Origin of the sequence: Lewinella sp. LCG006 (assembly GCF_040784935.1) — a bacterium.
Lineage (GTDB): Bacteria > Bacteroidota > Bacteroidia > Chitinophagales > Saprospiraceae > Lewinella.
In genome coordinates this window covers 4,307,165-4,329,552 of record NZ_CP160680.1, presented here as the reverse complement: position 1 = coordinate 4,329,552, position 22,388 = coordinate 4,307,165, and the positions used below count along the sequence as shown (strand labels likewise).

Genomic DNA, 22,388 nt, shown 5'->3' with positions numbered 1-22,388 from the left:
AGTTTTTTAACTTCATTGAAAATCAACCTTTAGCATTCCTCTCATCCAGGGGAGTTTTATCATGGCAATATTCCAGGGCAAGCGATCGAGCAGCATATCATAGGGGGCATGTGCTATCTGCAAATACCAATCGGCTCCCTGTAAATGAAGTAAGCCGTCGCGTCGCAAAAAATTGGCCCGAAAGCCTGCTACGGAAGTTCTCCCCAAGGCCGACCAATGACGGATGGCCGCTTCAATTAATTCCTCTCCACTACGGAGTTGTTCTTCTGTTAATTTTGGCAAAACCAATACTTCCTCCAAGGGAATATCCAGTAATACTTTAGGCAAGACCAGCTCCCATTCTGCCGTCGGTGATTCACCAGCAACAAGGCTTTGTAGGAGGCTTGCCGCCAAACTTGGATCAACGACTTCGTGGTTAGACACTGCTCCGTGCAGCGTAAGAAACCGGTCGATAAATGGATGCAGCAGCACCAGCCCCGCCTGCCTAACAGCTAAGGCTTTCTCCTGATTATGATTACCTTGGACTAAAGCTGTTAGTCGTTTTTGCTCTTTTGACCTTGGCGCCTCCACCTTGTTTTTTGGATCAGTCATTGACCGATTTACCTCTATAGCTTCCTCCCATAGTTCCAGTTGTTCCGTCCAATATTTCAGCTGTTCAGTTAACGAAAGCAGTGGAGGAGGCATCGGCTGATCCTGAGCAGCACCCATTAACCGCTGTAACATTACGCTCCCAAACTGGGCGAGCATCCGCTTAAGACCATTTTTGTTTTGCAATAAAAATCGGCGCAAACCCTCGGCGAAAGCGGGGTCATTAGCGAGTAATTCTGTCAACTCATACGCCAAGGAAGCAGGGCTTGTCCCTTCGGGAGCAGACCAAGGCAAAACCCCTTTCTCCAGGAAATGAATGACCCAGGCTCCCGGTCCTATAATCGCTTCGCGTAAGTCCTCCCGCCCATCAGTAACAGAAGCAAAGCGTAGTTCTTCATCTTGCGCTTGCTCCCTGATCAACAGCTCCAATTCTCCAGCTAATTGCCTGCGGATCACCTCTTCTAGCTCCTCTAAGGAGCTGATGTCACAATCCACAAGCAACTTGTCGTAACGAACATATACCCCAGGAGGCACCAACTCCGACAGCACCCGATCAATGATCTCAGGTATGCGCTCTTGACCAAGAACAGATAACCGCTCGTTGATCGCATAGTAATCCTGACCACGGGAAGCCTGAACATTCAGTTCCAGCTTAAGGTGATTGATGATATGGATTTGTTTCGCTGACATCAAATGACAAATGAAGCACTTGCTACCGACGCACAAGTCGTATCAGGATCGACCGCAATGGCTCTAATGACGTAATTGGTATTAAAATCAGCTTGCAAATTTGTCTCCACCTGGGTGCCGGAAAGAATAGCAGGGAAAGCATATTCCACCATCCACAGCACGGGCCGTTCACCAGCATTATTAGCAAATAAAAAGAGTTGATTCCCTCCTGGATCAAAGTTTATTTCCAGCGATGTAGGTTCCGTACACAATTCCTGAGGAGGATTATTCGGATTACAACGATCACGGATGATACAGTTGTAGGCCGGCAACCTTCCTTCTCCTTGAAACGTCTGATTACTATTAATAATCACTTCTTCGCGCACTTCACTACCCGATTCGCGGTATTGCCAGAAACGGCGGTAATCATGCTTCCCAACCGAAGCCCCGGAAAAGCTCACTTCGATTTCAATCACGTAGGTATGGCAGCTATAATGCTCAATTCTCAGGGTAGTAAAATTGTCTACCCCTGTGGGATCGTAAGTCAGAAGAATAACCGCATCTTCTGGGCTACCAAATGTATCCCCCAACACAGATTGAATGAACTCATTCGCATCGGGCATTCTGCTATTCCAGAAACTACTGAACACGCTTGCTGTACTGAAATCGCCACTTGGATTTAGTATTTCGGTCAGTTGTCCTAGCTGTGCGGTATTAAAATTAACGGCCTGCCCTGGCTGATCGCCAATGACCGTGAAGGTGTTTACTCTAAGTTGTACCCTTTGATAGCGAATACTGGTATTTGGGTTGCGTTGCATCCAGAACGGATGGCCACACTCTCTGGTAATGCCATTACAAGGCAGACCACATCCCTGCTCACAGACAACAGGTTTTGCATCAAATCGTTGTTCACAAGCTGGCGTACTACTGTCTTCTACGATCACCTCCCCACCTTGTCCACTGGGGAAGGTAGCAAAACCGATATTTTCCCCCAGCGGCACTTCATATGTTTGCCCATTGGCAATTACCCGATAGGGCTGGCGACCACCATTTATGAAGATTTCCACCTGGAAATTCTGTCCATCTTCATCGCAAATACTTGCGCCCGGATCAATTACAAATTGTGGCACCAACGCTATTGTACGCCTTACGGAGATGGTTCCTTCCGCGTCTCTAATCTGCACCTGGGCTCCGTTATTTACGGCAATAGGGTCTTCAGCTAATGCCTGCCAATTGACCCCTCCATCCAAGGAATAATCATAAGGAGCAGTGCCGCCAGTAGGCGTAATTAGCACAAGACCCGTATTATTTGGCGTCGTACAACCGACTTGTTCCCAGCTGAAGGTGGGCGGTTCTTTTGGTAGTACAAATTGCACTGGTGTACAATCTGAGCAACATAAATAGGGCAAGTAAAAATCAGCAATTACAGTACCCACAGCCAGATCAGCAAAACGCCCCAGATCCGTATTATTATCCACTGGAGCAGCCAGGTCTATATTCAGGATTACATTTTCAGCAACGGCAATTACTTCTCTGCTTTCAAAACCAGCCATCAGTACCTCCAGACGAGCAGGTAAACTGTTTACGACCAAAGAAAAGTTGCCATCGAAATCCGTTACCGTTCCAGAAGTAGTACCAACTTGAACAATGGTCACACCAATAAGTACTTCTCCGTTGGCGACTACCCGACCTCGGATAGTGAAACGGCCTTGCCGGACAGGGACATCATCAGGTTGATCATCACCATGATAAACCATGACAAAGGTTCCGCCCATGGGCACGCCAGCTTTGTGCTGAATTCCCGGATGCTGATCCAGAAATTTAGTAAACAACAACTGCTCCCGGATTTTATTGATACGATCCTGGTACTCATCAAAAATACGCTGAAAGGATTCCAGTTTACAGGCAAAAAGAACGTGATCCATTTGATCGGAAAACTCTTCCAGATCCAGTCTATCATTGTTGTCATCGTCTGTGATGGCATCATTCGTAATTTGCAGGATATAATTATTGAGCACCTGCATCAAGCCCATCAAGGCATTGTGTCGCTGACGAAAAACCGTCATATCCAACTGGCCTACATTTTCGGGTAGCGCTTCCGCAAGCTTCACCAGGTTGAAAATAAACAGGACATGATAGATATAGACCGATTCTAGATTCCCCAAATAAGGGGCCGTCGCCGTATGCTGGCTCAGGTTGTTCTCATAATAGGCACCGATAGAGTTATCGAAATAGCGGAAATTTGGTGCGCATTGCTGCAAAAACGGCAGCTGTGGCACCCGGTTGCCGAAAGCCTGTGGTGGAGCTTGGTTAGGTAAAATTGGCGTCAAGTAAAACCGTTTTACAGCTTCACAGAGTTGGCACAGCAATTCTTCCCGAAAGGCCTGATAGAGGGTGTCTAAATCTTGAAAATGACAATCTTCCACCTCTCTAGGTAGCGGGATGTTATCTTCATTAAAGCCAGATTTCAGTGCTATAATATCAATCGGTAGTCGGTTGCGGTCTTTTTGCGCAAGCAACTCGCTGAGTACCTGCACGTAATTTTGGCCAATGTGTCCTTCAATCCTTAGAAAATTATTAGGCTCCAGGTCATACTGTAGCGGAAAACGAACAAAGAGGTCGGTCGTATTCCAGGCATTGGAACGGTAGCCCAAATTATGCCGGGCTTTCCCCTGACGGGTCAGGTGATAGCTCCACTGTTCGTAAAGGGGTACAGGTCGATAATGGTAAGGAATGGCCTTGCGAGACAGAGGCCCACCCAGTAAACTAGGTGTAATCTTTATACTCGTCGACAACCTTGGTCTAAAAGCTGTAAGTAATTCGGGACGGACAAGCGTAAAGCCATCAAAGGGAGTAAATACCCCCGGCTGGAGGACTGGCGTGAAAGGACGAATATTTCCGACATTGACGCCGATCAAGGAACTCACATTTGGAGGCAACTCCAATTCCTGCACCAAACTAACCAACCGGGCAAACAGCAAACGCAACTCTGCCATAGCTCCCTGCTGACGCGTAAACAAGGGCGAAGGCACAAAGCTATGACGATAGCTATTGCCGATCGGCTCAACACCCAGGTTGCCCGCAAACAAATGTCTTTTAAACAAACGACTGTCTGGGCAACAAAGCCCTAATACTTCTAGCCCCCGCAGGCGAAATTCTTCATAAGCCTGAATAACGGTATCCAGGTGATCATAGTAATATTGGTACCAGAGGTATTGTCCGCTGGTTTCTATGCTGCGATTATAGAGAAAGGCCCAATTGGTCAGTAGATTGGCAAAAGGGTTGGCTGGAAAATCGGTGAGCAAAGGCGCAAAAGCTTGATGAGCAGCACTGAGCGCATTGGCGACGCCTTCTACCACCGGCTGGCTCATCGCCAATTGGAAGGCAGAAAAAATAGAAGTGGTACTCCCTAAATTAGTGGCAGCAACATCAAAACGCGGTAGCTTAAGTGTGGGTAAACCCAAACGATTACTCATCGAGTCGGCCAGACTAAAATAAGCTTCTGCTTCTGGCCCCAAGGCACGAATACGCGCCTGGAGCAAATCAATATCCTGCTTTCGTATCAACAGCGGTCGGATGGTCGCCGTTACGGTAGAACCTTTATCATTGCAAGAATTGGGGGCACAATTCCGATTGCTTTCCGCTTCGCACTCTAGAAACAGGACTAGGATTTTTTCATCCCCTTCTCCTGGAACCTGGTTAACCCCCTGCAAGAAGTCACGGCTTACCCTAACGGCCGTGGCATCATTGTTGCGATCCGCCGTCAGTTCCCAAATGGGGAATGGCGTGAACGGATTACTGCCACTCCCAAACTCTCGATAAGGGAGCGCATCGGGCACCTCGTAAGGGCGATACCACTCTAAGGCGGCCTGGGTACCCCAAGTGATCAGATAACCTTCGGAGGTCACTCCACAGCCTTTGCTGATCTGGATACTATCACCACTATCAGCGATGGATGGCTCCAAACCACAGACAATGCCAATCCCGATCAGGTTGGTCCGCGTCAGGCGTTCCTGTTCATCGAGGTAATTAAATAGCTGATTGAGATGCTCATTGGAAAGCACCTGATTGGCTTCAAAAAACGGATAGGAAATGTTTACTGGTAACATATCACTTGAGGGCTTTAGAGGGTACCAAGAATGGTGTTATCTAATCGAACAGGATTATCATCGCTACCATCATCACAATCGTGCAAGGTAGCTGTCGGGTAAATACTGGTCAGGTCGGAAAAAATTCGAAGGAGTACTTCGTGGCGGTAAGCGACAACTATCCACTCGGAATAGTAAGCCAGCCAACTTTGGAGAAGCTCCTCCCAGCGTTCATCATTTACATCAAGCCCCTGAAGTGGGCAAAATGTGGGATCGTTGTTCAGGGCGGTCGCTAAATCACTGCGAAAAAGCTCCCATACCTCAGCTTCAATGCGGCTCACCAAGGTGGGTAGGTCCGTCAGATCAGCTTCTTCCTCCACCAAGTCGCTGATCCAATTCCGGAAACGGTCGCCGAAATAAGACAGCAGCAACTCGGCGCATTGGCAATTGTTCGTTTGCTGCGTTGTGCGTTGCAGCCACAGCTCGGTTTGGCGTTGCAGTTGGGCATTGAGTGGTTGCCATAAGAAAGGGTTATTTGCCTCCAACCAGTTGCACCAGGCGATCTCAAAGCGGTCAAACTGGTGGGCTTGCACCGCCAGGGTGACGAAGTGATCCAGCAAAAGATCATGGAGGGTATCCCAGGCTTCATCGGTTCCCAAACAAGGAAAATCTGTCGATTGCAAATCAGCAAAAAGTATCCGCAAATCTTGTGCCCATGCGCCATAAGGTCGGTAGTCAAGTAGTCGGCTCTCCATCCAAGGCTGAAACAGCTCATCGAAGCCATCGTAAAGTTCCATTGCGCAACTACAAGCGGCGGCTTCCTCTTCGGCACCAAAGAAAGGCAGCAAAACAGCGGTTAAACGAGACAGAACAGGAGCGCACTCATCTTTCTCAACCGTTCGGTTACCTACCCAGCAAATTTTGGGTAGCAAATGAGATGGTGTCTCTCTGCGAATGGTCTGATCGGCAAATTGCCGCAAATCAATATCGTAGCTAAAGGGGGCCAGGCTTCCTTGTAAAACGTAGGTCAGCCTAAAAGAATAGGGATCTTCTTCCCCACAGTGGGTACAATCATCGGGTAGACAAACGGGCATTAAAGGGCTCCCCGGAAATACCGGGCGGAGCAACAAATGCTCTACTGGAAACAGCCGCTCTTTAGCCAAAATATCGGTGGTAAACGCAATGACATCCGCTGCTACTATACCGCTTGCCAGCATAGCTAGCGGCACGCCGTTTTCATCTTCCAGCACTGGGTCGCCATTGCCATCGGTGCCGTAACGCCCAGGCGTGGTACTATTGGCGATAATATCTCCAATCAGCGCCCAGGTAAGGTCTTCCGCAGCTTCACCGGTGGTAGCAGTAATTACGTTCACTTCTTCCAGCAACAAGCCTGCTCCATTCGCACGGGTATCCGTAAGGGTAAAGCTCGCTTCGAAAGTCCCTTGGTTATTGGTGATTTCTACTGCGAAATAAGCCCGCAGTGTTTCCATTCCCAACAGTCGACTAATACGGTCACTAATCCCTGCCTGGTTGCGCGGATCACACCAACGCCCGTCGTAGCGGTAATTAAAGGCTCGGCCACGGTCAGCACTGATCCTTGGATAAAAGCGCAGGAAGCGAATCTTGTCCCGAATAAGTTTATCCGCAGCAAAGGGTATCCGGTCTTCATTCGCGTGAAGCATCAGGGCATAATCCCGAAATTGCTCGCCAAACCTGGCCAGGAGGTGATCTATAAACCGATTGCGACGGTCCTGAAAAACCGCTGCCGACTCGGTAATCTCCCGCAGGTTATTTTCCGTTGCCAGAGGCGTGACCAAATCTGAATAATCTGCTATTTCTGTCGGACTTGCGGCGGCATCAAAGAAATGAGAGAAGTAAGTCCGGTCTACCGTTTCATCGGTGGAAAAGAGGTCGGGAACGTGCGCCAGCTGTTCCGTCATATCGGCCAGTAGTTGTTCAAATGGCAGCAGGTACCCCTTCAATTGGTGGGCTTGCGAACGGCGGGCATCCGTAGCACGCGGCGGTAAGCCTATGGGACCAATACCATACGTCATGGGTAAAGTATGCTGCACTGGCTCATAACTCACAAGATCACGATATACGCCTACGGGGATGGGGAAATCACGCTCCGCCAAAGGCAATTTACCACCGATGTCGGCACTTCGCAATTGGGCCAAAATCGCCCGTACTTCGTCCATCCTCGCGAGGAAAGGCAAGCCGTTTTTGTAAAACAAGACCCTTGAGGCTTCCTGGTAAAGTTGTGTAATATGCAAAGGCCGAATAGGAATACTCCAACTATGAGAAGGCATGATAGGATTCCCCTCCTCGTCGTAGCGGGTAAACTGCACCTGCTGAATAGCGATGACGCCAGGGATGTCCATCAATTTATTGTACAAATCAGAGATGTGAATAACAGAACGCAGCTGTGCCGCCTCCAGGTCTTCTTCTTTGATAAATCCATTTTCTAACGCGGGGCCTACAAATATATCTTCGGTTGCTAAACCTTCCGCCGTCAATTCCGAAAGGGTATGAAAGGGTACCTTGGGATTGAAGTGCGTCTCAATCAGGTAGAAAATATTAGCCAACACAAATTCGATATCCGCATCAGGGGTGAGTTCTACATCTGCACAAAAAGCGACATCCTCCGTTTGGATGCCTTGGATACGGCAGTAGTCTTCGCCCAAGTTGCGTAATTGGTGCAACTGGTGTCGGGCCTCTCCTACTGCTGCTTCTACGGCCAGCAACTTTCGCCGGTAACGATCTATCAAGCCGCCATTGGCAGCATTTTCAAAAACAAAAGACTTCAAATCCTCCACATTCAAAACTCGCTTGACACCCTCGCGAGGAGAGAAGAAGCGCACGGGTACGCGGTTCAATTCCAGGTTATGGTTGTTGCCATTTACCTGAAAAGGAATGACCAAATCCAGGTAAAAGACATTGCGCCAGCCCTGAATAAGCCCCTGATTGGCAGTAGTGACTTCTTCATTGGCGGTACGGTCGCGGGAAAAGCGCGTTACCCGAATACCTTCATCTGTGGGTTGCCCTTCGTTCAGGGTGTCATCACTATCGGCGGCCAGCACAAAGCTGGGGTCGGTGGAGATAAATGCTGCGTACAGTTCCGGCTGCTCTTTGGCCCAATCCGGAAAGCGGATTTCGATGGTCAATGCTGCTAAATCCGGCTCGCCAATATCAATATTAAGGGTCTGTAGAAGCTTGCGGTTATTCAAATCACCTAGCTCTGCATCCACTTCTAATTGTAGTAAAACGTCGTATAATCCTTTGACAAAGACGGGATGTTCATGCCCTTGCACCATCAGGTTCTTGGGCAATAATCGCCACTGTGGGGCATGGTAAAGCTGGCTGTCTTTGCATTCTGCGTAGATCGTAGTTTCGCAGGCACACTCCTTGCACAGCAGCCAGGCATTGCGCAAGCGGGGAAGGTCGATGAGGGCTTTGCGAAAATCGTTGACGGTAACAGGGTTATTCGTCAGTATTCGTCGAGCGGTAAACAAGGCCTGCCGGAAGCTGATATAGCCACTTTGTTCAGTGAGAATATCCGCAATATCAAACCCCGTACGATAGCCCAATTCACTGATTGCGTAAGCCAATGCTTCCATCAACGTGATACCCGGATCATGCGCATTGTAGTCCGTCCACTGCTCGTTGCCCAGCTCCTCTACGGCAGCAAAGCCTTCGGCGCGCAGCGCCCGATAATCTTCCGCAGGTGGCAGTTGCGGATCCTTTAATATGGTCAAGGTCGAATCACTCATGCGTCTCGATTATCTAGGATGATTTTATTGGGTACTCCGGTTAGCTGTGGTTGGCAGCCACAGTCTTCTGTCCATTCGTTGTCGGTGGTTCCGTTGATGATCTCAATGTCGTGTTTGCGTGCCGACACCAGGATCGCTACCTGCTTGGTTGGCCGTACCATTTCTACATTGCGTTGCAGTGGATCCAGTGTATGGTTCAAAATCAGGTCTTCGACGTAATCGACGTAAGGTCGTTCTTCCATAAAATTGACCAGTACGGACTTGTGGATTTCGCCTCCAAATTCGATCTCAGAGCCGCTGCCTGTAGCCCAAGGAGAGAGAAAATTCAGGATTTCCTGGTTGAGAAGTTCTTTGTAAAAAGTTTCGTCCAAACCATCAAAAAGCCGCACCTTGAAACTGGCGACAACCGGTTCGAAGATGGGATTCCGTACGTGTAACTTAGCCTGACAAGACATTCGTTTTTTCAAAAAAGCGGCCATGGCTTCCAAATCGGCCAGGCTCACGTATGGGCGCAGAGGATCAACAGCGCCCTGGTTTTGCAGGTCAGCGATGCCTACAATGGTTACGTGCCCAGGTGCCAGTTCGCGGTAAATGGGTTGGGGACTCCCCGATTCATACCGCAGATGATTAAGGCATTTTACTTTATGAAGTTGGGGAAACGCCTGAAGCAGTAAGCGCTCATAATCCCACATGTTGATCGCGCGATCTTTATGACGAAGACGCTCACTCGTACGGGTATAATAAGCTTCTGGCAATTCTTCTGCACTGCCTCCGTAGGTAGCATAAGGCTGTGTTACTTTTTTAACAGCTCCTACCGCTTCGCGCAACTTGGCAATCGTACCTGTGGGCAAGGGCAAAGCCCCTAACTGAGGATCATTCTGGTTATCGATCATGGCTACCGCCATCCCCTGGGCAAATACCCCAACCACTTGATTGACCGCATCTACCGCCGTCTCAACAGTGGCACACAACCAGGCTTTACCGGCAGGCAGGAGGGTGTTGTCTTCATTAATATCCGCAGGAATACTTAGCCGTACCAGCCCACTTTGCAACAAGCCCTGCGTACCATCACTTACCTCCCTTTCGGTAAAAGGTACCCATTCGTTTTGGCGCAGGTACCACCAGCGCAGGTGAGGTTTGGGCTTCGCCAGCAAAGGGTCAGCAGTGCCTGCTGCTACCTGAATGAGTAGCGAAAGCACCTGTGGCGCCTGCAATCCTTCTACCCCGATCAACCATTCTCCGCCATCCTTCCCTACATTATTCACAGGGCCATCAGGGGTAGAAGTATTGTACTGGCTCACCAACAAGGGCAGCAAAGCGGTTGGTCCAGAACTTGGTTGTTTTTCAGCTTCCCCAAAAGGATGCAAATGAAAAAATGCTGCCGTCAAGCCATTGTAAGTATTTGGATTACTCAAGGTGATCTCTTGCGTAGCCGTGTAATCCAACTCTACATCCAACAACTGGGGATCATATAAGGGCTTGGGTAGCGCCGGGGTGGTTCCGTTACCCTTGGCGTAAGCCGCCAGCGCAAGCGGGTATTTCGCATGCCCCCAATCACCACTCAGGGAGAACCGGAGAAAACCGCTGGTCGCCTGATTGGAGTAGGGTTGATTATTGGAAAAATCAGGGGTAATGATGCTGTTAGTGCTTAGCGCAATAGTGTTGCCATTATCCGCCGAGAGTTGAACAGCGGTGGTCGTGGTACTGGGCAGGATATCTTTGTTACTTGTGTCCGACCAGGCTCCACTCACCAAAGTGCTTAGTTGGGTACTCGCTGATGATCCACTAACTGTATCTTGATAATAGTTAGTCCCTTTTTTCTCCTTCCAAACCAGCTTAAGGCTGATCACGGATGCTTTCTGAAAAACTTCTTTATCGCCAAGAATAAACACGGAACCAGCACCTGGTGCTGGCCCGAAGGGATGAAAAGGCTTGCTGGCATCCAGAGGGCCAGTACTACCGCTCAGGGCCATATCGCGTTTCCCCGTTACATTTACCGTCAAGGAAAGGCTGGCCGCTTTTAGGTTTTTAATAGCCTGGTATGGAAATTCTACATTGTTTTCGTGTACCAACTCCGCCTTCAGCAACGGAAAATCCGTTTGAAAAGCGCCACCGTGAATTTTCGCCTGGTACGGCAAAATAGCGGGTTCATCGCCATCAATGGTCCACTTCAATTGGTAGCGGCCATCTCCAGGATCTTGATCAACGGCAATCGTACATTCATACCAGCCTTTTTCGGTCGTTAGGCTTAGTCGAAACTTGACACCCTCCAGCGCACTCATGCCACTCCCGTTAAACTTCAGGATGATGGTACGGCTCCCTTGTTTCAGATACAGGTAATTGGAAGCTATCGCAAAACCGATCCGAGCAGTGGGCATTTTTATGTCCCAGGTCGTCGCATCATCTCCAACTTCTTTATTCCCGAAAGGATGCCAACGGCCATCGGCACTGGTCAGCTCTTCTTCCCCTAAACCATCTGCAGAATTGCTTACGGGAGCTGCAAAATAACGGTTCCGGTCGCGGGTTTTATAGATGGGGCGTTCAGGGTCACCGAAGCGGTATTCTGCTACATTATTTGGTGCTTTGAAAATGCTTCTCAAGTCCGTCACCTTAGCTTTATTAGCAACAAAGTCTTCCGTTGCGGCAAAGATAATTTCCTGCCCGGTGGCATCTTTTCCTGCCTTAAAGGCTACACCTGCTGCTAGCAAATGTTGGTCTACCTGTTTGGCCAACTCCACCGTAAGAAATGTTTTGGGTGGTTTTCCTGGTGCGAATTTCAAACGCAAAACCCGCTCGTAGTAAAACCGAAGGTGGCGGTCCGTCAGGGTATTGAGATAAGCTTGCTCTTTTGCCAATAGCCGCAAAAACGCCAGAAACAGCGCAAAGTGAGGTTCGTGCTTGTTCCAACTGTACAATAATGATTCCAAAGCCTTTTCCGCTTCCTTGATGGCCAGAACAAAAGCTTGAAGAAATTGCTCGTAAACGCTGGTAAAAAAGTAATGCCGGACGGCAAAACTGATAGAAGCGGCTACCGTAGGATCTGTTCCAAAAATGGTAGCATCCGCTGGTATACCAGCTAAGTAAGTCGCCCAATCAGTAGCGCCATTTGGTAACCAATCATCGGTGAACAAAGTCTCAGGAACTGGTGCCGTGTAAAAATCTTCCGTGGGCAGCAAATTTGCTCCCAAGACACGGATTCCAGCGAGTGACGGACTCAATGTCGTCTGCCCATTATCCAACAAACTTGCTTGAGCGTGTTTGTGCCAGGCGATCCACTTTTGCAGGGCAGGAGACAGGTATTTATTCACCCGGTTCCGGAGTACCTCCTTGATGGGCAAGCCCTGTGGTAGTAGACGTATATGGCGATCGAGCTGCCAGCTTAAGTTGGTAAAAAGGTCAAAGAGTTGATTGAGGTGTTGTTGCAAATGCAAGTTACTGGCGGCACTACCGTCCTGGTATTCCAGTTTTTGCAGTTCAATAAACAATTGCCTGCTGGCGGTTCGGAAATCATCGATAGGAGCGGCGGCAAGATTAGCCAATATGATCGCAGGATTAGCCGTCCAAAAATCGGTCCAATCGCCCTCCGGGGTGTCTGCACTATTATAAAATTGAACAAAACGCGCATAATCCCGAACAAAGACAATCCAATCGGCGAAGGTTTTTTCATCCACTTGTACGTAGTCCGGCTGCTGCGCCAGCGGCTGCCGCTCACTCTGGGCCGTTCCGCCGTGGCTGAGGCGGTAGTCGTTCCGGATATCGTTGCAATTACTAGGCATAGGAGTTTCGAATAATAGGGTAAGCAGATGATTAAATGGTTAGGCGCATCGTCTAGGACTTATATCGGGTTGTCCACCTGCGAACCTTCCGTTAAATAGAAGGGATAGACAAAATTGAAGCGCGAATTGGTCGCCCTCACCCGATAAGCAATCGTGATGATGAGCACTCCTTCGTTTACGCGTTCCGTATCTAGCAGGATATCCTCTACTTCAATGCGAGGTTCGTAATACAAAATAGCCGTATTGATTCGGTCAAAAATCAAGGTCTGTAAGCCCGTGTCAATAGGTTCAAACAGGAGCTCTTCCATGTTACTGCCATAGTTGGGCAACATGACCCGCTCTCCCAAAGCAGTAGAAAGTAGAATTTCCAGGCTCCGGTCGATATCTTCCTGCCCGGTGGTCATGCTTACTCCTCGAGAAGCCTTTCTAAAGGTTGGAGGAAAACTCCATCCCGTTCCTAAGAAGTTGGTGGCTGGCTTACGATCTTCCATCTCTTTAATTTTCTTGTTTTATTAATAAGCAAGTGCTTATCCTCCAATCAATACCGTGGTACAGCCAATGACAATGCTGCCGCCATGGGCCGTACTATCGCCTAGTCTTGCGGCGGGCATTCCGCCAATCAGTACGGTACCACTCCCTGCTACAATCGCATCCGGCGGGCCGGTACAAAGTGCCTGGTCTCCTACTCTTGCGGCCGGAAAGCCTCCAATAAGCACCGTCACCTCGCCAGGGGGAATGATCGGCCCACCCACGTGTGGTACCGTACCGTTGGCAGCCGGACAAACGTGCATATCATTGATTCGAGCAGCAGGTGGCATAGTTTATTTTTTAACGTGAGGTTTGAGTCTAATCACCTCATTATTAGCAATCTGGGTACCTCACCGCGAAGCAGCTACGAAGTAAAACCTCACTGTACATGGTACGAGGTACATGGTACTTGGTATAATGTTGAATTTAGGATATCAAAATCCCTTTACCTTCTACCAAGTACCCAGTACAGTGAGGTTTAGCTTTCACGAAGTCTCCTTTCAGGTAATACACAAAAGGTAAACCTCACCTTTTAATTAATCTGAACCAGTCCTCCTTTGAGGGTAAGCGTTCCACTGGCAGCGAATTCGCCCGTACTTTGGGCATCAACTTTCACAGCCATGCCTTCTGCTTCCAGATTAGCGGAGGCTTTAAGTACTATATCCTTTATACTCTCCAGCGTGATTCCATTACTATCGAGCACAATTTTATTTCCGTGTTGGTCACCCAGAGTGATCGATTGGTTTTCACCAGAAATATCGATGAGGTTACCATCAGGCGTTTCCAGTAAAATATTCTTGTGTTCATCATTGAAGAGCCATTTCATTCCCGAACGGGAAACGAAGCCTCGCTCGTGATTGTCTTCCGTGGCATCCAATGGTGCTGGGCGGGTACTGCTATTGAGCATCCCCGTAATCACCGGAAAACGAGGGTCATCATTGAGGAAACCCACCACCACCTCATCCCCAATTTCCGGGCGAAAGAAACTCCCTCGGGTATCGCCAGCATCCAAAACAGCTACACGTGCCCAGGTGCCATCGTCTTCCGTACTGATAAGTGGTAAGCGTATTTGCACCCGGTGTTCACCCAGAGGATCATCATGAATTTGGGTGACGATCCCGATTTGCAGGCCGCTTACCGGGGGGATGATTCCCGCAGCCCGAGGCTGGGTGACCTTGAAGCGTTCTGTAAACCAGGTGTCATCCAAGCCAAATTCGGCATTGGTGAGCCAGTTGCCATTATTGATTTCGTGGCGAATAGCGGATACAAAAACCTGGCCATTGAAGCGGTCGCCTACTCCTTGCAGCGTTACCAATTGCCCTACTTCCAAACTGGCTATTCCTTGAAATTGCGCACGTCCTCGAATGCGGGCCAGGCGGCTTTTTTGCAGGCGAGCCTTCGACCATTCCTGCAATTCTGCTTCCGTGACACTTCCTCCGTGTTGTTGCTGTAAAGGGTCAACACCGTGCGCACCGGCTAAATCATCAGCGGTCAAATTACCAGCCGCTGGTGCAGCAAAAGTGCTTTCTTCCGCTTCCGAGAGTTCGCTATTCGGCATGCTCCAGGCCTTGGAATGGATAGATTTAAACTGGTTGCGAGCATCCATTTGCAGATCCAGACTCAGCAAGTTTCCGCCGTAGCTCAAGGTCAGCGCACTGGCTTGGGTGAGGTTGGGTGCTTTTACGCTGAGTGTTCCGCCTTCCGTGATACAAATCTTCCCCAAAGCATCTGCTCGCGTGAGGACAAAATCCCAGTTGGTGCAATGGTATTGAATGATCTCTGCTTTTGTTTCCGTGGTGGTTTCCACATCTGCCGTTAGCCCACTGGCGCGAATGATATCTTCTATAGCATCACTTTCGGTAGTCTCCCGAAAATAGCGGTTCTCCGGGCTGAGCGTCATTTTAAAAGCAGGGTCTTTGCACACCACTTCCAGTACGGAGCGTTGATCGCGAACCCGAATAGCATGGCTCACGACAACTCCGCTAAAAATTTTGTCTTCGGTACCCTGATAGCCTGCTTTTAGTTCCAACTCCTTTCCAGGAACAAAGTAGTCCTCTTCACTAGCCTTAAAGGTTTGGGCGGCCGGATCTCCATCTCTTATAAGGAGCGTTGCTGTTGCGATACGATTAACCGCCTTGTTGATCACGATCGACAGGACCTGAAACTCCCTGGGCACTTCGGTACCCGCCGAAAGCACCGTAAACGTTGCTACGGAAGGCGCTACAGGGGTTGGTATAATTCTATCGCTGGGCATTCTTTCGTTTTAAACGTGATTAAAGTTTTGCAAATGGGGGGAAATACAATTCGGTTCCTGTTGGTATTTGTCGGAATCTTGCCAGGTTGTTTATCCTTGCTATTTGGGTGACGTAGGCGGTACTTCCGTAAATTTCTTCACACAAATTGGGCAAAGTATCTCCCGCTCTGACCACCCGCTTGTGAGTAAGATCAGGGGAGAGCAAGTTCGCTTTTGCCAATCTCAACAAGTCGTCAAAACTTCCTTTGAAGCTCACGGTAGCCATAGCACGAATGGGCGTACCATCTGGCTTAAACAGCTTGTACTGAATCTGCAATCCGGTGATTCTCCCTTTAAAAATCATCTTTCCCCAGATGATCATAAAGTGGCGGGGCTCGTGGGTTTCGTCTTCGATATCGAGCAAAAACTTCCGAAACTTATCCATTTCCGAATAGATATCCAGGCGCGGGGTATCATCCAAAATCCCCGTATTATCGAACCACAAATCACAAGAAAACTCTTCCGGGTCGTGACGGGTATATTTGGCGGAAGTGCCATCATTACCCGGTGCGGCATCCGTATTGTATTCAATCTTGTAATCCATTGCATAGGACTCTGGATTGACCAATACGGGCCAGGAAGCTGGTGAAGCCGGCTTACTAAAGGCATTGTCTTTAAATGCCAGTATCTTCATTTTTTCTAACTTCCCTAGGATATCCATAGCTTGTTGTTTTGCTTCTTACACCGTACTTATCTTTCCTTCTCCTCTGCGAGAATATTCAGCGTTTGTGCTACGCATTCCGCCACCAGTGCATCTTCCTTTTTGCGAATTTCCTGCCTGGTGTTTTCTGTACCCGAAGCGGCGTTATTATTGGCCTGCGTCTGTTCGTTTACATTGATCCTGATGTGCAATTCTCTGATTTCTACGGGCATGATTATAGGAGTTTATAGTAGCGGTAGCTGAGTTCCAGTGTTTCAATGACGATGCTATTGTCTTCTGCGTTAAAATCGCTGACCGACCACCGTTTGGGCCAGGCCCTTACCACACTCCAAGTGCGCAGGGGTTCGTGATTTTCGTTGAGGAGAATAACCTGTAGATCCGTAGGTTGAAAGCTTCGGTTTTCAAAAGCATCAATGCACCAGTTTACGACCGCTGAGTCGACCATCATTCCTCGTTTGAGTACCAGATTACTATAACTGGTACGTACAGGAATCTCGTGAACGAAGCGGTTTTCACCACCTTCGTTAATGGTTTCTGTTTCGTACTCAACGCTCAGGCCGGAAACACTCTGAAAGCGAGTGTCATTATCCTGGTCGCTGATGCCAAAACGGACTGCAAAATGAAAACCTACCGGTGGGTAAAATGCCATGGCTACGGGGTTATTAGCTGACCATACTTAAGCCCTCGTGGGCAATCTCCAGGGTCTCGATGGCGACTTCATTGCCATCGGCCTTCAATTCAGAAGCTTGGTATTTGACGGCAAAACAGTTGGCCAAACGCCAAACCATAGTGGGTTCGTTTTCTTCGTTGAGCAGCTTAACGATCACATCACGGCGCTCGGCGGTATTCATTTGTACCGTATTGAACCAGGTGTAAAAGCTGATGTCGCCTGCGAAGGTGCCCCGTTTTAGGGTTACATTAGCCAGTGCTTCCATCCCCGGCATTTTCAGTTTTGAATAACTTTTACTGGAACCTTCCCGGTATTCAATTACTTCAACGGAACGCTCCAGGCCCGTGACTTCGGTAAATCCCAAGCGAGCCTCACCCCATTCGATGAGGAAACTAAATTTGGGAAGTGGGTAATTAGCCATATTGTTTAGATTTTGTTGGTTAAGATTGAGGCATCATTTGCTCAAAACGAAGCACTATGAATTCGGCCGGCCGCACGATCGCTAAAGCGATCTGGACAATCATCCGACCATTAAGAATATCGTCGGCAGTCATGGTTTTGCCAAGACCCACCGCAACCCGAAAAGCTTGTTCCTGTTTGGCACCTTGCAAGGCACCGTCTCGCCACTGTAGTGTGAGAAAGTTTTCGATCATGGCCTGCACCCGTACCCAGGTATTGGCATCGTTGGGTTCGAAAACAAACTGTTCAGTGGCTTTTTTTGTCGATTCTTCCACCATATTCACAAAGCGGCGGACACTTACGTAGCGCCATTCATTGTCGTTGCCAGCCAGCGTCCTTGCGCCCCAGATAAGCGTCCCCTTGCCCGTGAAGCTGCGGATGGCGTTGATGGATTTTCCGGTCGAAGGATCAACATTGAGGTTGGCTAAAGCAGATTGCACATAGGCTTTGGTAGGCCCAACCACCTGGTTGAGACTCACATTGGCAGGAGCTTTCCATACGCCACGCGTACGGTCTACCGCGGCGTAAACTCCTACCACCGCACCACTTGGAGGCACAGCCAGCGGAACGGCGTTGATACCCGCAATGATCGCCCGATAGATGGGATAGACGGCACGTAAATTTTCTTCAGCATCAGCAACCGCCGCTGTTCCTACAAAACTGAGGTAGTTGCTCATCGCGGTTGCTAAATTTGCACGACCTGTAGCTATTTCAGCAGGCGTACTACCAATGGTCAGTGCTTCGTAAGCCGTTATAGCTGCTTGGAGATTGGTAAGCGCAGTGGTATAATTGGCTGGCATAGCAGGAATTGGAGCTGGCACCAAGCCCGCCACTGCGGTATCCATTGCGGTGATCGCACCGTCCAGCGCACTCGTCATATTGACGGTATCGTAGTCCGTTATCAAAAGCAGGCTGGCGTATTCATCATTGATATTGGAGCGCAGGCTCCCAACGGTCCCGAGGGCATTAATGGCCAAAACCAGGTCATAATTATTGAGGACATTGGCGATATCGGTGTCGGTATTGATAGTAGCCAAATCGACCATTGGTAAAGCTCCCGCTTTTACAAAAATGGCCCCATTGAGCTGAGCATAACTGATATTTTTGGGCAGCAATGCCTCAATCCAGGGAGTATAAGCAGCGCCATATTTAAGGTTATTGATGCCTATCTGCTGGCGAAAATCAACAATATCCTGGAGGTCTGCCGGACTATCATTTTTTAAATCACACACCGTCACACGATCCTGCAAGTTGGCACATTGCAGCAAAGCAGCTTTTTGAACATTTCCCATTTCCGTATCAGAAAGTAAGACCGCATCCGGAAAAAGTAAAATAGTAGGCTCGTCTACACGACTAATCGCTTCCAATGCTGCTCCAGCAGCCGTAAAGTGGGCTTCATCAGCTAAAGGTGCAGCTGTTGCATAAGGGCCAACAGATACGATATAGCAATCTCCACCTCCATTCGCATAAAACAACTGAACGGCATGGTGCAAGTAGTATTCATTGGTAGGATCGATATCTGCTCCAAGGAAATTATCACCAGCGTCCAGACGAACCTGCAATATTTCTAAAGGAGGTGCTAAACCAAAACGCGTCTCAAATTCTGTAAAAGAGGTAATACGCACAGGGGTATTAATGGCCAGAGGGTTGCCAGAAGTATCCAATGCTTTTTCGGTATAGCCAATAAAGGCGGGTATGGCGGTTTCTACCTGAGCAACCGAAGGTGGAAACTTTGGTATTTCTTCCACATATACACCAGGTATCGCATAGTTATTAGGCATAGTCAATAGGATTTTTTAGTCTATCGTATCCAATGAAGAATCAATAAAATGGGTCAATAATTAAGTTCGGCTTTCGCCAAATGGTGCAAGTCAAGCTATGCTTCCGGCATTTTTTGCTCAAAGCGCAAGATGATAAATTCAGCAGGCCGCACGGGGGCCATAGCAATCTGTACGATCATCCGGCCATTCAGAATATCATCAGCAGTCATGGTTTTTCCCAAGCCTACGGCTACCTGAAAGGCGTGTTCTTGTTTTGCCCCCTGCAAGGCGCCAGCCCGCCACTGTAGGGTCAGAAAGTTTTCAATCATTCCCTGTACCCGCACCCAGGTATTGGCATCATTGGGTTCAAAGACAAATTGTCCAGCTGCTTTCTTCACCGATTCTTCGACCATATTGTAGAAGCGTCGAACATTAATATAGCGCCATTCATTATCGTTACCAGCCAGGGTACGAGCCCCCCAAACGAGCACGCCCTTTCCGGTGAATGTCCGGATGGCATTGATCGATTTCCCAGCAACGGGATCAATATTCAGATTGGCCAATTGCCCTTGGGTAAAACCCGAGCTTGGTTCTGCAACCAGGTTAAGACTCACGTTGGCAGGGGCTTTCCATACACCGCGATTACGATCTACCGTCGCGTAGACACCAGCAATCGCACCGCTAGGAGGCATAGAAAGGGGTAAACCATTGATCGCTGCAACGATCGCTTTGTACAAGCCAAAATTATTGCGCAGCGCCTGCTCCCTGTCCGCAAGTTCTGCTTCCGTTTCTACCCCCAAATTGGTGCGGTAAGTCGTGATCAGTGTTTGCGTAGTAGTATCCGTAGTGAGTGCTTCTAAGGCCAGGCCACTCACCCCGTTACGGGTAAAAATGCCCGTACTTAATTCTCTAAAAGTCAGATTTTTAGCAAAGGTAGCTTCCAACCAAGGGGTATAAGCCGCTCCGTATTTGAGGTTATTAATACCAATTTCATTGCGAAAGGTAGTTCCTAGTGGGTCCCCCAAGAGCGTATCACAAATCGTAAATCGGTCACCCAATTCCGCACAAATCTCGAGTGCCCTCACTTGTAGAGAAGTGGATATGCCTGCATCATTTTTTCCTGCTGCATCCGGAAAACAAATCAAGGTAGGCTCGTCTACTAACTCAAGTGCGTTGATGCCACTCAGGATTTCTCCAGAAACATATCCTCCGCTAAAGCCAGGGGCCGCCGCTACCGATACGATGTAGCAATCTCCGCCGCCGTTAGCGTAGAACATCTGCACCGCATGATGCAAATAAAACAAGGTACTGATGGTAGCTCCCAGGAAATTATTGCTCGCATCAAGGCGTACCTCTCCAACGGTAAGTCCGGGGGCATTGCCAAACCGTGTTTCAAATTCCGTCATGGAGGAAATTCGCACCGGTGTATCCTGGGCCAGGGTACCACCGTTGGCGTCTAGCCTGCGTTCCGTATAGCCAACGAAAGCCGGGATGGCGGTTTCTACCTGAGCGACGGCTGGAGGGAATTTGGTAATTTCCTCTACGTACACGCCGGGAATAGCATAATTAGTAGGCATATATCAGATATTTATGAGTTTTGGCAAAATCAGTTTTCAATACTTTAAGGCTTTGCAAGCCGAATATCATACTCCGAGCCTTCTTGAGCAGGATTACCCGCTCCATCCCAATCCTTGGTAAATAAGTCTACTACTCCGATCAGTGCAGGCTCATTTTCTAGGCCGAGATATTGGGTAGCAGGCGTGATATTGCCGCCCGCAAAACGGTAAAGGCCCTCGCGCAAAGAGCGGCAGTCCAATTCATATTCCGTTTGTCCGGTAATGGCCGGAAACGTGAAACTCAGCACCGGAGTAACTACGTTACTTAGTGCGTCAAATACATCAATCGTAGTAGCCGTTCCAGCTACCAGCTGTGGCAACCTAACCACTCGGCCCTGTTTGGGGACAAAATGAGTGCTGCGTAGGGTATTGTTTCCACCGTCCGTTAATAAGGTCCTAGCAGCAGGCACCCGACCGAAATTAGTCAGATGAAAGATCTGGTTTTGAATATCATTCACACCAGTTACGGTATAGGAGGGCCACTGGGGATCGATCAAGCTTACCGCAAAACTGAGTCGGTAGGAAGCATCCACTTCCGTGTAACCATCTTTGCTTACGATAATTGCTCCTGTGGTATTTGCTTTGAAAACCAGGCCTCTTTTATCCAGTTCTCTTTGTGAAGCGGAGGTCAGGTTGATCTTGAGTACATTCCTCAAATCGTAGGCGATGATCCTTTCTTGTACAGCTTGTGTACTCCCAGACGGAGGCAAAACTAGTACATCTGCTCCCTTAAGCAACCAATGATACTGCCAAAAATGTAGCTTAATTACCCGCTGATATTTGATGATGAAGCCCATTGCTAATACAGTTGTTCGTTCACAATGATGGTCTCAATCTGTGGTGCAGGTGCAGGCTGGTCAATGTATTCAATGCGCTGAATCTGGAACCGATACAATACGCTAGGCAACATCCTTCCTCCCAAAATCCCCCATAAATGATTAAGCTGCTCCAACGAGGGAGACAACATGCTCACATTGAAGTGAAAGGTATCAATATTGACATCATTGGGAATAGCGGAATTGTTTTCCGTGAAAACACGCTGGTGCTGGAAAAAGCCGATGATTCTGGACAGATAGGTAAGCGCAGTATCATAATTCGGGGTATTTACCGTGAAGAGTACGTGGAGATTTAAAAAGACTGGAGGATTGACGTATTCCAAGCCGCCAGTAACCGGATTTCGGCGATGAGCAGGCTGGTTCTTCATCGCAAATTCCTCCTCTGTTTTGACTAGAGTTACGATAATACTGTTACCTACGGCACGAGGGTCTGTGCTCGCCACATCCCAAAAGGCAATGTTATTAAGTTCAACAGCGTCGTCAGTATTGGTTTCGATACCATTCAGCCCGTTTTCAAGGGTCAGCCTGAGGATCGATAAAGTATCGGCGATGGTATCGCGTACTGTTGGCATGAGCTAATGAGGTAATAGGTTCAGGTAAAAAAGCTACTCAACACAAGTGCTAAGACTCCCACAATTTGCTGGTAATTAATACAATAAACATCGAGGAAAACC

At 48.7% G+C, this 22,388-nt stretch carries 15 protein-coding genes; all 15 read right to left on the bottom strand.

Annotated features, from left to right (window positions below):
- Positions 1-12: 12 nt before the first annotated feature.
- The 15 genes from AB0L18_RS15615 to AB0L18_RS15545 all read right to left on the bottom strand — a co-directional run bounded on the left by AB0L18_RS15615 (position 13) and on the right by AB0L18_RS15545 (position 22,286).
- A complete protein-coding gene (locus AB0L18_RS15615) occupies positions 13-1,278 on the bottom strand; it encodes a contractile injection system tape measure protein (RefSeq protein WP_367388235.1) in 1,266 nt (421 codons plus the stop codon).
- Positions 1,278-5,366: a carboxypeptidase-like regulatory domain-containing protein gene (locus AB0L18_RS15610; protein WP_367388234.1), complete on the bottom strand. Its 4,089-nt coding sequence runs from the start codon at positions 5,364-5,366 to the stop codon at positions 1,278-1,280. Before AB0L18_RS15610 ends, AB0L18_RS15615 begins: the two co-directional genes overlap by 1 nt.
- 14 nt (positions 5,367-5,380) lie before the next feature.
- A complete protein-coding gene (locus AB0L18_RS15605; protein ID WP_367388233.1) occupies positions 5,381-9,115 on the bottom strand; it encodes a hypothetical protein in 3,735 nt (1,244 codons plus the stop codon).
- Positions 9,112-12,891 carry a baseplate J/gp47 family protein gene (locus AB0L18_RS15600; RefSeq protein ID WP_367388232.1) on the bottom strand — a complete coding sequence of 1,260 codons (3,780 nt, stop codon included), beginning with the start codon at positions 12,889-12,891 and terminating at the stop codon, positions 9,112-9,114. Before AB0L18_RS15600 ends, AB0L18_RS15605 begins: the two co-directional genes overlap by 4 nt.
- Before the next feature lie 59 nt (positions 12,892-12,950).
- Positions 12,951-13,382, bottom strand: a complete 432-nt coding sequence (locus AB0L18_RS15595) for a GPW/gp25 family protein (RefSeq protein ID WP_367388231.1) — start codon at positions 13,380-13,382, stop codon at positions 12,951-12,953.
- A gap of 36 nt (positions 13,383-13,418) precedes the next feature.
- A complete protein-coding gene (locus AB0L18_RS15590; RefSeq protein WP_367388230.1) occupies positions 13,419-13,709 on the bottom strand; it encodes a PAAR domain-containing protein in 291 nt (96 codons plus the stop codon).
- Between the two features lie 242 nt (positions 13,710-13,951).
- Complete coding sequence (vgrG, locus tag AB0L18_RS15585) at positions 13,952-15,673, bottom strand: type VI secretion system tip protein VgrG (RefSeq protein WP_367388229.1); 1,722 nt, start codon at positions 15,671-15,673, stop codon at positions 13,952-13,954.
- A 19-nt stretch (positions 15,674-15,692) separates the two neighbouring features.
- Complete coding sequence (locus AB0L18_RS15580; protein WP_367388228.1) at positions 15,693-16,373, bottom strand: hypothetical protein; 681 nt, start codon at positions 16,371-16,373, stop codon at positions 15,693-15,695.
- A 29-nt stretch (positions 16,374-16,402) separates the two neighbouring features.
- Positions 16,403-16,585 carry a DUF5908 family protein gene (locus AB0L18_RS15575; RefSeq protein ID WP_367388227.1) on the bottom strand — a complete coding sequence of 61 codons (183 nt, stop codon included), beginning with the start codon at positions 16,583-16,585 and terminating at the stop codon, positions 16,403-16,405.
- A gap of 2 nt (positions 16,586-16,587) precedes the next feature.
- Positions 16,588-17,022: a phage tail protein gene (locus tag AB0L18_RS15570; RefSeq protein WP_367388226.1), complete on the bottom strand. Its 435-nt coding sequence runs from the start codon at positions 17,020-17,022 to the stop codon at positions 16,588-16,590.
- A 13-nt stretch (positions 17,023-17,035) separates the two neighbouring features.
- Positions 17,036-17,464: a phage tail protein gene (locus AB0L18_RS15565; protein WP_367388225.1), complete on the bottom strand. Its 429-nt coding sequence runs from the start codon at positions 17,462-17,464 to the stop codon at positions 17,036-17,038.
- 19 nt (positions 17,465-17,483) lie between these two features.
- Positions 17,484-19,283: a phage tail sheath family protein gene (locus AB0L18_RS15560; protein ID WP_367388224.1), complete on the bottom strand. Its 1,800-nt coding sequence runs from the start codon at positions 19,281-19,283 to the stop codon at positions 17,484-17,486.
- A gap of 95 nt (positions 19,284-19,378) precedes the next feature.
- Entirely contained in the window at positions 19,379-20,839 is a 1,461-nt protein-coding gene (locus AB0L18_RS15555) for a phage tail sheath family protein (RefSeq protein ID WP_367388223.1), read from the bottom strand.
- Positions 20,840-20,883: 44 nt separating this feature from the next.
- Entirely contained in the window at positions 20,884-21,675 is a 792-nt protein-coding gene (locus AB0L18_RS15550; protein WP_367388222.1) for a hypothetical protein, read from the bottom strand.
- 2 nt (positions 21,676-21,677) lie between these two features.
- Positions 21,678-22,286 carry a DUF4255 domain-containing protein gene (locus tag AB0L18_RS15545; RefSeq protein ID WP_367388221.1) on the bottom strand — a complete coding sequence of 203 codons (609 nt, stop codon included), beginning with the start codon at positions 22,284-22,286 and terminating at the stop codon, positions 21,678-21,680.
- Between the last annotated feature and the right edge of the window lie 102 nt (positions 22,287-22,388).